Below are 13,627 nucleotides of genomic sequence, written 5' to 3'. Positions count from 1 at the left end.
ACCGCATTCACGGTAAAATCTTCGAAGCCGTCGGCAAGTTGATCGACCGGGGTCAAATCGCCGATCCGATCACCCTCAAGCAATATTTCGAGTCGAATCAAGATCTCACCGAAGTCGGTGGGTTTCAGTATTTGATGACGCTGGCGGGCTCGCTCGTCTCGGTCATCAACGCCGAACATTATGGCAGGGTGATTCACGAACTCTTTATCCGCCGCCAGTTGATCGAAATCGGCGAGGAAACCGTAAACCTAGCCTTCAGCCCGCTGCCCGACCAAACTGCCCAGACGCAGATTGAACTGGTAGAGCAGCAATTGTTCAATCTAGCGACGGTCGGCGATATCGATACGGGGTTTCAGCCGTTTCATCAGGCGATTACCGCCTCCCTGCGCATGGCCGAAGCCGCGTATCGGCGCGACGGGAAGCTTGCGGGCGTGCCCAGCGGTCTGCGAGACTTGGATAAACTGCTTGGTGGCCTGCATAATTCAGATCTAATAATTCTCGCCGCCCGCCCCTCGATGGGGAAAACCGCGCTCGCGACCAATATCGCCTATAATGCTGCGCGCGCGGTTAAAGACCCGGAGACGCAGCGCAAGCATTCGGTGGCGTTTTTTAGTCTCGAAATGTCGTCCGAACAGCTTGCGACCCGCGTGCTTGCAGATGTGTCACAAATCCAATCGCACCGCATCCAGCGCGGCGATTTGCAGCCCGATGATTTCGAGCGGCTGGTGATCGCCAGCCAGCAGTTAGAGCGCTTGAGCCTCTTTATTGACGACACACCAGCGCTGTCGATCACCTCGGTCCGCACGCGGGCGCGGCGGTTGAAGCGGCAATCCAATCTCGATTTAATCGTTGTCGATTACCTTCAGCTTCTGCGCGGCACGGATCGCTCCAGCAGTGACAACCGCGTGCAGGAAGTCTCGGAAATCACCCGTGGGCTCAAAGCCATCGCCAAAGAATTGGACGTGCCGGTGATTGCCCTGTCGCAGCTCTCCCGCCAGGTGGAAAACCGCGAAGACAAACACCCGCAACTCTCGGACCTGCGCGAATCGGGCTCGATTGAGCAAGACGCCGACGTGGTGATGTTCATTTACCGCGAGGAATATTACCTCGCCCGCAAAGAGCCGCCCGAAGGCACCGCCGAGCATGACGCGTGGAAAGCCGAAATGGATCGTTACCATAATCGCGCCGAAATAAATATCGCCAAGCAGCGCCACGGCCCCATTGGCCGCGTCGTCGTGCATTTCGACGGCAATACCACCCGCTTCAGCGATTTGGCGGAAGCCGAGCATCTACCCGAGGATTATTGATCGTGTCCCTCTCGTTGGATCAGAGTGCCTGGGTGGCGCGTTGCCGTGCGTGGCTACTGGAAGCGCATCTGCCGCTCTGGGCAAACCACGGGATTGACCGGGAGGCCTGGGGGTTTTTCGAGCGCCTGGATTCGAAAACCCTGGCCCCGACCGGCCCCGACCAGCGTCGTTCGATGGTCTGTGCGCGGCAACTCTATCTGTGGAGCGCCGCGGCCCATCGTTTCGACCGATCCGACCATCACGCCCTGGCCGATTATGCCTTCGCCACGCTGACCGAGCGGTTTCAGGATCGAAAACACGGCGGCTGGGTGTTCAGCTTGCGCCGGGACGGCAGCCTGCTCGATGGGCGCAAGGATTTTTACGCCCACGCCTTCATTCTCTTCGCCCTCGCCCATTACGCACGGTTGGGCCGTAAGCAAGCCGAAGCCCTGGCCCTCGCCGCCGAAACCTGGGGCCTGATCCAGGCCAAGTTGCGCCTGCCGCAAGGTTGGCTCGCGGCAGAAGCCGCCGCCGATTGGGCGATCGAAAAGTGCGGGCTGGTGCAGAACCCGCATATGCATCTGTTCGAAGCAGCGCTGGCGTTGCTCGACGTTAGCGGCGATGCCGCCTATCGGACGGGTGTGCAGGACCTAATCGCGCTGTTCCGCACGCGCTTCTATGCGCCGCAGCCCGGCGTGCTGGGTGAGTTTTTCGACGCCGATGGGAACCCCACGGGGCCAGAGGGGGTGATTCTAGAGCCCGGACACCATTTCGAATGGGCTTGGTTGCTGCGCGATGCCGCAAGGTTGCTGGACGATGCCAGCCTGCTCCCCCTCGCCGCCCGGCTGACCGACTGGGCGGCAACCCAGGGGAGCGATGCTCTCCGGGGTGGTGCCTACGATCAAATGGGCCGCGACGGGCGCGTTTTACAAACGACGAAGCGCATCTGGCCGCAGTCGGAAGCCATCAAAACCTATGCCTCGGCCTATTCGGCAGCCCCCTCCGCAGCGACACTGGCACCGCTGCTGGCACGGTTAGAGTTTCTCTTCACGGCCTATCTACACCCCGATGGCCGTTGGCATGAGCATCTCACCGCCGACTTGCAGCCGATGAGTGATTTTCTTCCGGCCAGCACGCACTATCATCTGTATTTTGCGCTGGACGAGGCCCTGGACGCGCTGGCGCGTTAAAACTTTCAGACGCGCTGGCGCGTTAAACCTGTTCGGGTTCCGGGGCCGACCAAACGAGGCTCGGGCGACCGAAGGCTTGCCCCGCCGGACGGGCGCGCTGCGTCGCTTCCTGCTGCGCGAAATCCGCCGCCGCCCCGATAAAAACAGCAAGCGAGGCTAGCCCCACCTCCGTCGCCTCCTCCGCCAGCGACGCAAGGCAGGCAGCAATCGCCGCCGCCGTTCGCGCCGCGTGAGAGGCGGTCAGCGCCGCAGCGGGGTCGGAATCCTGTTCGGCATGATCGTACATGACGGGCCTCCTTTGCCTGGAAGCCAATTAAAGCTTTAATTCCGAAAAATTCCAACAGAAATTCCAATGAATATATATGTATTCAAGGCAGACCACCTAACATTTCACTGATATGACTTAAAAAACCAAAGAGTCTCCAGCACGAGTTTTCCTTGATTCAGTCCAAGACACCACGAAGTTTTACATACTCACTGTCGAGAGATTTGCCGGATAGCACAAGCGGGAAAGCGTTCCAAGTGGAGCAGTAACCCTTTATAGTTGCTTTAGATAGAATCATAGCATCATAACAGCATTTATCTAACATTGCTTTCGAATATCCCGATAAGACAAAACGGGCTCTGCACCTGTCGCCGAGCCCCCGCAGGGCGGCGCTTTTTCTTACCACCCCCCAAGGCGGGTTTAGCGCGCGCGGGATGCCTCTGAATTAGACGATAGTGCCGTTATTTCGATCTGCCCCCCTTTGAGAAGACGGCTCGAACCGTACGGCTCGATTTTATCGGCGGTAGGAGGCTTAAGTGTTTTATCCACATAATAGCGAGTCAATAAATAAATTTAGACCCAGAAAAAGCCAAGTTTCCCGCCCCACCTTCCTTTGACTAAAACCTTCATAAATTTTTACAAAATTAAATACTGCATCCACTCGAATATTTAGAATTTTTCCCGGTACTCGCGGGGCTCAAGCAAATATGGTCTCTTTTTTGCTTTAAGTCGATGAATGGGAAGAAGATACGATGACAAGTTGGCGGCCCACTTGTTACAAGCAAATTAGCACAGAATTATTTTCCAAGGGAAACAGGGGCGGTTTTGTGACCCGCCATAGGGGTGATGAGAGGGAAAATCCCCCATCGACCCTGACCTGTTACGCCTGGGGGTGAGAGAGGGACACATGGCTCGTGGGGGAGTTATGGGAATTCGGGGACGTTTGATCTCCGGGTTTGCCGCCGTGGGGTTGGTCTTCGTGGGTATGGTGGCCTTCACCATTCAGCGCACCGAAGAGAACCGCTCGATTGTCGATCAAATGGTGCGCAACCGCGTGCCCTCGGCCTTAGCCGGGCAGAAGTTGGCGGCCTCAATCTATGGCAGTCTAGAAAGATTGCGCGCCTATGTTGCCTTGCGCGAACCGGGGCGGCTCCGGGCGTGGGAGGCCTCGTGGGTGCGGATCCATTCAGACCTAGAGGTTATTGCCCAACAGCTCACCTCGGTCCATCTGACCGATCTTGAGCGCCAGGACTGGGAAAAGCTCACGACGGCGCTTACGCCCTTGGAAGAAGCTCAAAAATCGGTCGTGGCCATTCTGGGGACCCCGGAAGAAGCCAAGGGCATGACGATTTTCACCGAAGAAGCGCAACCGAAGATCGCCCGGACCATTCAGATGGCGCGCGCCCTTGTGGAAGAAGAGGCGCGCCTCCCCGAGGGCGGGCCGCGTAAACTGCTAATGGAAACCCTGGCAACGATTCGCGGGGAAGCCGTTCAAGTGCTTGCCTCGCTGCAAACCTACCTGATGACCGGGGATGAGCTCTACAAAACACAATATGAGGGAATCTGGAAGAATTTCACCGCCCAGGTGCAGAAGCTCGATGCGCAGCAGGAGGTGATGACCGGCGGGCAGCGGATGGCCGGGGCGTCGATCAAACAGCTCATGCTGCAAATCGAACCGATTGCCACCCAGCTTATCGCCCTGCGCCAGGAGGCTGGGTGGAATCAGGCGGATTTTCTGCTGAATACCCAAGTAACCCCCCTCGTCGATAAGCTCATGGATCAGCTTGAGGGCCGCGAAGATGCGATGGGGTTGCGCTCCGGCGGTTTCGTCACCGTTCAAAGCCGCATGGTGGAGTTTGAGGCCGGTGCCGTGACGCAATCGGCCCAAGACCTCAGGCAAGCGCTGATCGTTCTGCTCGTTTGCGTGATTTTCTTGACCGCGTTGATCGTGATTGCCACGCAACGCGGCATCGTTCCGCCGCTGAAACTGATGACGGAGGCGATGACGCAGCTCGCCAATGGGACGCTGAATATCAAAATCCCCGCCCTGGAGCGCCGCGACGAAGTGGGCCGCATGGCCGCCGCCGTCCAGATCTTCAAAGAGAATGCCGAGCGCGTTCAAGCGATGGAGCAAGAAGCCGAAGCGCAAAGCCGCCGCTTGGAAGACGAAAAGCGCGCGGCAATGGCCAGCATGGCGACCGAATTCGAAGCCTCGGTCGCAACCATCGTCACCAGCGTCTCAACCGCCGCTCAGCATATGCGCGCCAGCGCCGAACATCTCTCCAGCACCGCCGCGCAGGCGCTCACGCAAACCCACACGGTCGCCGAAGCCGCCGAGCAAGGCAGCCACAATGTGCAAACCGTCGCGAGCGCCGCCGAGGAGCTAACGGCCTCGATCCATGAAATCGCCCGGCAAGTGACCGAGGCCAATCGCGTCGCCCAGCAGGCGGTCGATGAAGCTGGAACCACCGATGCAGGCGTGCAGAAACTGGCAACCGCCGCGCTGAAAATCGACGATGTCGTGCGCCTTATTCAAGCGATTGCCGAACAAACCAATCTGCTTGCCCTCAATGCTACCATCGAAGCCGCCCGCGCCGGGGAAGCTGGGAAAGGCTTTGCCGTCGTCGCTAACGAAGTCAAAGCCCTCGCCAGTCAAACCGCAAAAGCCACCGAGGATATTCAAACGCAAATCGGTGCGATTCAGCGCGAAAGCAGCCATTCGGTGAAGGCGATTCAGTCGGTCTCAAGCATCATCGCGTCGATCAACCATATCACGGCAAGCGTCGCCGCCGCCGTCGAGCAGCAGGGGGCCGCGACGCGCGAAATCACCCGGAACGTTCAGCAGGCCGCCGATGGCTCCCGCCTTGTCTCCGACAATATCCTGGCGGTCCGGTCAACGGCGGAAACGACGGGCGCATCGGCGGCGGAAGTTCTAACCGTGGCGGGCGATCTATCCCATCAAGCCGAGTTCTTACAAACGGCCGTGCGGAGTTTCGTTGCGCGCGTCCGCGCTTAAAAGAAAGAAGCGAGGGATTTCTCCCTCGCTTCCTTTTATCGACAATCAATAATCGCTTACTTCTTCGGGGGTTGACCGCCGCCGCTGTAAACGAAGTTATCGAAGGTATTTTCCGCAACGCGGAACCACGCATATTGGTCTTCGCGGAAGGCTTTCCACGGTTCGTAGATCTTCTTGAACTTTTCGTTCTTCGCGGCGACTTCGTCGTAAAGGTCGAACGCAGCCTTGTAGCAGGCGGCCATCACTTCACGCGGGAACGGCCGCAACACGGCCCCTTTGCCAACGAGCGTGCGCAGGGCGGTCGGGTTTGCCGCGTCATATTTAGCCAGCATGTAGTTATTGCCATCGGCGCAGGCGGTTTCGAGAACCTGCTGATAGGCCTTCGGCAGCGCCTGGAACTGGGCATCGTTCACCAGCATCGAAAGCTGGGCGCCGCCTTCCCACCAACCGGGATAGTAATAATATTTGGCGACTTTGTAGAAGCCGAGCTTTTCATCGTCATACGGGCCGATCCACTCGGCGGCGTCGATGGTGCCCTTTTCCAGTGCCGGGTAAATATCGCCGCCGGGGATCTGCTGCGGCACGGCCCCGAGCTTCGAGAGCACCTGACCGGCGAAACCGCCGATGCGCATCTTGAGGCCGGACAAATCTTGAACGGTTTTAATTTCCTTGCGGAACCAACCGCCCATCTGCGAGCCGGTGTGCCCGAGCGGAATATTATACGTATTGTAGCCTTTGAAGAACTCGCGCAGCAGCTCCTGCCCGCCGCCCTGATACTGCCACGCCATTTGCTGACGCGTGTTCAGGCCAAACGGAATGGCGGTATCGAAGGCGAAGGTCGGGTCTTTCCCGACATAATAATAACTGGCGGTATGGCCGCATTCGACCGTATTGGCCTGCACCGCATCCAGCACTTGCAGCGCGGGAACGATTTCGCCGCCGGCGAACACGCGAATTTGGAACTTGCCATCGGTCATTTCCGCGACGCGCTTGGCGGTATATTCCGCCGCGCCGAAAATCGTATCGAGGCTCTTCGGGAAGCTCGACGCGCAGCGCCACTTTATTTCAGGGTTGCTCTGGGCAATCGCCGGGGCTGCAATCGTGGTTGCAGCCGCGCCAATCCCAGCAGCTTTCAAAAACTTCCGACGCTCCATTCGTCCTTCTCCCCAAGGTTTTTTTGATCTCCGGTTGGGACTATTGCGCCCAACCCCAGCACGTCGGCGCCACGCTGTAGGGGATGTTCGGGTCATCCCTGATTCGCATGGCACCTATGCTGGGACAGACCCTAACACTGGCGGCGTTAAAAACACAAGATTCGTTTCACGGAGGCTCAAACGGGGAAATACTCTTCCGCGCGTCTTCCCGAGTTCCTTGAAGGACCCATCGGAATCCGTTGCCGATACGCGGTATTTGCCGACCTTCCCCGGGGATTATCAGGCCCTAAGGAGGGCTAACACATTCACTCTATTGCGAGGCTTGACCCCTCGCCCGCCCCCGCTTATGGTGCGCCTCCCAACAGGGGAGCTCGTAGCTCAGCCGGTAGAGCACGTGACTTTTAATCATGGGGTCTCGGGTTCGAATCCCGACGAGCTCACCATTGGGCCAAAAACCCGCCAAGTCATCGACTTGGCGGGTTTTTATATGCGCGGGCTTTGAATTTTTAATCCTGCGCCAAGGCTGCTGAACCTTGGCGCAGGATAGCGTTTAGATCTTCCGAACCGCGCCTTTCGAGGCGCTGGTCGTCATCGCCGCATAGGCGCGCAGCGCCATCGAAACTTTGCGCGGGCGCGGGTTGGCGGGCACCCAGCCGAGGGCGTTCCGCGCCTCCCGGCGTTGCGCCAGAATATCATCCTCGACCACCAACCGAATCGAGCGGTTGGGAATGTCGATGGCGATCTGGTCGCCCTCTTCCACCAGGCCAATTAAGCCGCCTTCCGCCGCTTCGGGCGAGACATGGCCGATGGAGAGGCCGGAGGAGCCGCCCGAGAAGCGCCCGTCCGTCACCAGCGCGCAGACCTTATCGAGGCCCTTGGATTTCAGATAGCTGGTCGGGTACAGCATCTCCTGCATCCCCGGCCCGCCGCGCGGGCCTTCGTAACGGATGAGCACCACATCGCCCGCAACCACATGGCCGCTGAGAATGGCGCTAACGGCATCATCCTGGCTTTCGAACAGCCGCGCCTTCCCCGAGAAGGTGAGCACCGAGGCATCGACCCCGGCGGTTTTCACGATGCAGCCGTCTTCCGCCAGATTGCCGTAAAGCACGGCGAGGCCGCCGTCTTTCGAAAAGGCATGGTCGGCATTTCGGATAACGCCGGTCGCGCGGTCGGTATCGACGCTGTCGTACCGGCGCGCCTGCGAGAAGGCCACCTGGGTCGGCACGCCGCCGGGGGCCGCGCGGAAGAACTCATGCACGCTCTCGGCCGAGGTTCGCACCACGTCCCACCGATCCAGGGCCGCCGCGAGCGTGCCCGCGTGAACCGAGCCAACGGAGGTATCGAGAAGCCCGGCGCGGTCGAGTTCGCCCAGGATCGCCATAATCCCGCCCGCGCGATGCACGTCTTCCATATGAACGTCCGACTTAGCGGGCGCGACCTTGCACAGCACCGGCACCCGGCGCGACAGCCGATCGATATCGGCCATCGTGAAATTGATCTCGGCTTCATGGGCCGCCGCCAACAGATGCAGCACCGTATTGGTGGAGCCGCCCATCGCGATATCGAGCGTCATCGCGTTTTCGAACGCGGCAAAGGTCGCAATATTGCGCGGCAGCACGGACGCATCGTCGCCCTCGTAATAGCGGCGCGCCAGATCGACGATGAGATGCCCGGCTTCAACGAACAGGCGCTTGCGGTCGGCATGGGTGGCGAGGGTCGAGCCATTGCCGGGCAGCGACAGGCCAAGGGCTTCGGTGAGGCAGTTCATCGAATTGGCGGTGAACATGCCGGAGCACGAACCGCAGGTCGGGCAGGCCGAACGTTCGATGGCTTTCACATCCTCGTCGCTCACCCGGCTATCGGCGGCGGCGACCATCGCATCGACCAGATCGAGCGCTTTTTCCTTACCCTGAAGGATCACCTTGCCCGCTTCCATCGGGCCACCCGAGACGAACACCACCGGAATATTGAGGCGCATCGCCGCCATCAGCATACCGGGGGTGATCTTGTCGCAGTTCGAGATGCAGACCATCGCATCGGCGCAATGGGCATTGACCATATATTCGACCGAGTCGGCGATCAGCTCGCGCGAGGGCAGCGAATAGAGCATACCGTCATGGCCCATCGCGATCCCGTCATCGACGGCAATCGTATTGAATTCCTTGGCAACGCCGCCCGCCGCCTCAATCTCCCGCGCCACCAACTGCCCGAGATCTTTCAGGTGAACATGGCCGGGAACGAATTGGGTGAAGGAGTTGACGACGGCGATGATCGGCTTGCCGAAATCGGAATCCTTCATGCCGGTCGCGCGCCATAGGCCGCGTGCGCCTGCCATGTTGCGACCGTGCGTCGTGGTTCTGGAACGATAATGAGGCATGATTCACCCTTCTTTCCGAGGCGGCTTAGTCTTCTTCTTGTTCAGCAAAACGCTGTTGCAGGGCGGCTTCGATCCGGGGGCTGACGAAGCGCGAAATATCGCCGCCGAGCTTACCGATTTCCTTCACGAACCGCGAGGAAACGAACTGCTGACCGTCGGCGGCCATCAGAAACACGGTCTCGATCGCCGGGTTGAGCTTGGAATTCATCCCGGCCATCTGAAACTCATATTCAAAGTCCGAAACAGCGCGCAGCCCGCGCACAATTTGCGCCGCGCCATGCTCGACCGCAAAATTTATTAGCAAACCTTCGAAGGGGACGACGGTAATCCGGTCGCACTCGGGCAGCAACAGAACCTCGGCGCTCAGCAGGGCCACCCGCTCATCCAGCGAGAACAGCGGCCCCTTCCCGGCATTCTTGGCCACGCCGACAATCAGCCGGTCGCAAATGCGCGCGGCCCGCCGGATAATATCGATATGACCGGAGGTCACGGGGTCGAAGGTGCCGGGGTAGACTGCCGCGCGCAGCACGACCGCCCCCGGTTTTTCGCCGCCCATTTGGGGCACGGTTGTGGCCGACATTCCTGGGTTTCCCTCCCCCTGAGGCCGCCGGCTCCCACGCCCGCGCGGCCTTGCCCCTTCGGATTACCTATTACACCAGTAAGGACGGCGGCGCGCTATCGGTCGCGGGCGGCGTGCCCTCGTCGCCTTCCTCGCCCGGCTCCTCGCCGGTATCGTCGAGACGGGTGACGGAAACGACGCGTTCAGCAGTTTCCACTTTAAACAGCGTCACGCCCTGGGTTTTACGCCCGGCGATGCGGATGCCCGCCACCGGAATGCGGATCAACTGGCCGCCATCGGTAACGAGCATGATCTGGTCGCTTTCGCTGACCGGGAAAGCGCCGACGACCGGACCGTTCTTCTGCGTGATATCCATCCCAGCGATGCCCTGGCCGCCGCGCCCGGTTTTCCGATATTCATAGGCCGAGCTGCGCTTCCCGAAGCCGCGTTCCGTGACCGTCAGCAAGAACTGTTCAACGGCTTGGAGTTCCAAGAACCGCTCTTCCGACAGGGTGACGGCTTCATCCAGCAGATCGGTTTCATCGTCGCCGACGATCTCGACGCCCGCTTCGTCGCCCGCCGCCCGCCGCAGGGCGGCGCCCGGCGTAAGTACGCGTCGCGCTCCGCCGGGCTGGCCGGAACAGTATCGAGAATTGCCATCGACATCACAGCGTCTTCATAGGCGAGGCGAATCCCGCGCACGCCGGTCGACGCGCGCGACTGGAAGACGCGGATATCGTCCACCGAGAAGCGAATAGCTTTGCCGAGGCGGGTGGAGAGCAGCACGTCTTGATCGGCGCGCGCCACCGAAACGCCAATGAGATCGCCCAGATTATTGCCGTCCTCATCCTCAAGCTTCATGGCAATTTTGCCGTTTGACTTGATGTTGAGGAAGTCCGACAGCGCATTGCGGCGCACTTCGCCTTTCGAGGTGGCGAAGAGAATCGTCAGGCCCTCGCGTTCGTCCACATCGGGCAGCGGCAGAACGGTGGCGATGCGCTCGCCCATTTGCAGCGCGGGCAGCAAGTTCACCATCGGCTTGCCGCGGCCCTGCGGCGTGCTTTCCGGCAAGCGCCAAACCTTCGTTTCAAAGGCGCGGCCCTTGGTGGTGAAGAACAGCACCGGCGTATGGGTATTGGCGACGAAGACGCGCTCGACAAAATCTTCCTCGCGCGTCGCCATCCCCGCCCGGCCCTTGCCGCCGCGTCGCTGCGAGCGGTAGGAGGAGAGCGCGACGCGCTTGATGTACCCGGCGTGGCTGACGGTCACGACCATATCTTCGCGCTGGATGAGCGCTTCGATATCGGTATCGATTTCCGAATCGTCGATCTGCGTGCGGCGCGGCGTGGCGAACTCGTCCTTAATCGCCGTCAGTTCGGCCCGAATGATATCCAGCACGCGGTCGCGTTTTGCCAGAATATCGAGGTAATCCTTAATCTGCTCGCCAAGCTCGCCCAATTCGCCCGCGATCTTATCGCGTTCGAGGCCGGTCAAGCGTTGCAGGCGCAGATCGAGAATGGCGCGGGCTTGGATTTCCGACAGGCGATAGGTGCCGTCGTCCGCCACCAGATGATCGGGATCGTCGATCAGCGCGATCAACGGGGCCACGTCGCGGGCGGGCCAGTTGCGTGCCATCAATTGTTCGCGGGCAACGACGGGGTCCGGCGCGGTGCGGATCAGCACGATCACATCGTCGATATTGGCAACCGCCATCGCGAGCCCGGCGAGCACATGGCCGCGTTCGCGCGCTTTGCGCAACTCATAGGCCGTGCGGCGATGCACCACTTCTTCGCGGAAGGCGCAGAAGGCGACGATAACGTCTTTAAGGCTCATCATCTCCGGGCGACCGCCGTTGATGGCGAGCATATTCACACCGAAGCTGGTTTGCAGCGGCGTGTGCCGGTAGAGCTGGTTCAGCACCACTTCGGGCGTGGCATCGCGCTTAAGTTCGATGACGACGCGCACACCGTCGCGGTCGCTTTCGTCGCGTAGATCGGAGATGCCTTCAATGACCTTGGCATTCACCAATTCGGCCATTTTTTCCAGCATCTTAGCCTTATTCACCTGATACGGAACTTCCGTAACGATGATGGCCTGCCGGTCTTTCTTAAAGGTCTCGATATCGGTCTTGGCGCGCATCACCACGCTGCCGCGCCCGGTGCGGAAGGCATCCATAATGCCGCCGCGCCCCAGGATAATCGCGCCCGTGGGGAAATCGGGACCCGGGATAATCTGCATCAGCGCTTCGACCGGAATATCCGGCGTATCGAGGTAAGCGATACAGGCGTCGATCACTTCGCCGAGATTATGGGGGGGAATATTGGTCGCCATCCCGACCGCAATCCCGCCCGCGCCATTCACCAGCAAATTGGGAAATTCCGCTGGCAGAACCGTGGGTTCCACCTCGGTATTATCATAGTTCGCTTGGAAAGAGACCGTGTCGCGGTCGATATCGCGCAACAGATGATCGGCGGCTTTCGACAGGCGGGCTTCGGTGTAACGCATCGCCGCCGCGCGGTCGCCGTCCATCGAACCGAAGTTCCCCTGCCCGTCGATCAGCGGCAGGCGCATGGAAAACTCCTGCGCCATCCGCACCATCGCGTCGTAAATCGCCACGTCGCCATGCGGATGGTATTTACCGATCACGTCCCCGACGATGCGGGCCGACTTACGGTAGCTCTTATTCCAATCGTACCCCTGCTCTTTCATCGAGAAGAGAATACGGCGGTGCACCGGCTTCAGCCCGTCGCGCACGTCGGGGAGCGCGCGCGACACGATGACGCTCATGGCGTAATCGAGGTACGAGCGGCGCATTTCCTCTTCAATCGTGACGGGAACGATATCGAAAGCGGGGGGCAACAGCGGCGGATTGGTCAAAACAGCACTTCCCTAATCATCACTTCCCAAGCCGAGATCGGCCTGAAACTTTATGCGCCGGTCTCGGCACAAAGTCGGTCCGCACCCTAGCAAGTCTTGCGGCGGCGAACAATCTTTACGCCACGCAGGCGGTCGCGAAGCCAAGGCTCCGGCCAGCGGGCGGTTATCCAGGCGATCACCATCACCACAGCGATCGGCCCAAGGGGTATGAGGACACTCGGCAACTGTGGAAAAAAGTGCCCCGACCTCAACCGCTAGCGCAACGCTGGTATTCTCGTGAATAAGATAAAGCGGATAGGAGATACCACCGACGAACACGAGCGCCCGCGAGGCTAAGAGCCGCTGCAGCCACGCGAACCAAATCGCGGCGATAAAGAACGTCCCCATCAGCAGCCCGGGGAGCTTCAAGTCAAAGTTTCGCCCGAACAGCACCAAGACCGATAGAAGCATCATCCCTACCGCGCCGTACAGCCAGCGGGTATCCTGAGTTTCCTTATAACGAAACGCTAAAATTCCAACAACAAACCAGCTATAATGTCGCATATCCATAATTATTTTAAAATATATATCATTTCTCCAAGAATAATCTCCAAATAAAATTGATATTCCGGCCGCAAGGCAAAATGAGAAAAATAAAAAAATCAACCCAAAAATCGCACGATTCAAACCGAACCAAAAATATAAAGCGCCGAAAATAATGTAGAATTTCACTTCAACATATAACGTCCAGAAACTCAGCTCCAAGATCGGTCTTGGTTTGCCGATCAGCAACGCCCAGAACTCTGGTTCCAAAAACGTAAGCCCCGGCAAAAGATCGCGGAGGCTCGGTAAGCCCAGCGGCCGATGGGGGAAGAGAAAACTCCCGCCATAATTCACGAACGACAGGATCAGCATTGCCGG

Annotated in this window: 8 protein-coding genes, 1 tRNA gene and 1 pseudogene; 4 read left to right on the top strand and 6 right to left on the bottom strand. The window is 59.4% G+C overall.

The genetic code is table 11. The annotated features are described in order from the left end of the window. Both VZ95_RS06195 and VZ95_RS06190 read left to right on the top strand, forming a co-directional pair. Positions 1 to 1,307, top strand: a 1,307-nt coding sequence (locus tag VZ95_RS06195; protein WP_045775080.1) for a replicative DNA helicase, incomplete at its 5' end; no start/stop codon positions are given. Between the two features lie 2 nt (positions 1,308 to 1,309). After that, positions 1,310 to 2,476, top strand: coding sequence for an AGE family epimerase/isomerase (locus VZ95_RS06190; protein WP_198148125.1), 1,167 nt, complete (start codon positions 1,310 to 1,312; stop codon positions 2,474 to 2,476). A gap of 22 nt (positions 2,477 to 2,498) precedes the next feature. Here VZ95_RS06190 and VZ95_RS06185 read toward each other — a convergent pair whose 3' ends face one another. Then, on the bottom strand, positions 2,499 to 2,762 hold the full coding sequence (locus VZ95_RS06185; protein ID WP_045775079.1) for a hypothetical protein: 264 nt from the start codon (positions 2,760 to 2,762) through the stop codon (positions 2,499 to 2,501). Between the two features lie 904 nt (positions 2,763 to 3,666). Between VZ95_RS06185 and VZ95_RS06180 the strand changes: the two genes are divergently transcribed. Next, positions 3,667 to 5,757, top strand: coding sequence for a HAMP domain-containing methyl-accepting chemotaxis protein (locus tag VZ95_RS06180; protein WP_198148124.1), 2,091 nt, complete (start codon positions 3,667 to 3,669; stop codon positions 5,755 to 5,757). Positions 5,758 to 5,813: 56 nt separating this feature from the next. Here VZ95_RS06180 and VZ95_RS06175 read toward each other — a convergent pair whose 3' ends face one another. Continuing rightward, positions 5,814 to 6,911 (bottom strand): TRAP transporter substrate-binding protein, encoded by a 1,098-nt coding sequence (locus tag VZ95_RS06175; protein ID WP_045775078.1) that lies wholly within the window; start codon positions 6,909 to 6,911, stop codon positions 5,814 to 5,816. A gap of 367 nt (positions 6,912 to 7,278) precedes the next feature. On the opposite strand from VZ95_RS06175, the gene VZ95_RS06170 reads away from it, so the two are divergent. Further along, positions 7,279 to 7,354: transfer RNA gene (locus tag VZ95_RS06170), tRNA-Lys, on the top strand. Positions 7,355 to 7,461: 107 nt separating this feature from the next. Here the strand turns inward: VZ95_RS06170 and ilvD are convergent. From ilvD to VZ95_RS25200, 4 genes and pseudogenes are all read right to left on the bottom strand, one after another. Continuing rightward, positions 7,462 to 9,291 carry a dihydroxy-acid dehydratase gene (ilvD, locus tag VZ95_RS06165; protein ID WP_045775077.1) on the bottom strand — a complete coding sequence of 610 codons (1,830 nt, stop codon included), beginning with the start codon at positions 9,289 to 9,291 and terminating at the stop codon, positions 7,462 to 7,464. Between the two features lie 25 nt (positions 9,292 to 9,316). After that, entirely contained in the window at positions 9,317 to 9,871 is a 555-nt protein-coding gene (gene coaD / locus VZ95_RS06160; RefSeq protein WP_408606071.1) for a pantetheine-phosphate adenylyltransferase, read from the bottom strand. A gap of 70 nt (positions 9,872 to 9,941) precedes the next feature. Further along, positions 9,942 to 12,664, bottom strand: a pseudogene (gene gyrA, locus VZ95_RS06155) (DNA gyrase subunit A). Positions 12,665 to 12,739: 75 nt separating this feature from the next. Next, a partial coding sequence (locus VZ95_RS25200; RefSeq protein ID WP_045775076.1) for an acyltransferase family protein occupies positions 12,740 to 13,627 on the bottom strand: 888 nt, incomplete at its 5' end.

Origin of the sequence: Elstera litoralis, from assembly GCF_000963705.1 — a bacterium.
Lineage (GTDB): Bacteria > Pseudomonadota > Alphaproteobacteria > Elsterales > Elsteraceae > Elstera > Elstera litoralis.
This window is presented reverse-complemented; position numbering and strand designations above follow the sequence as displayed.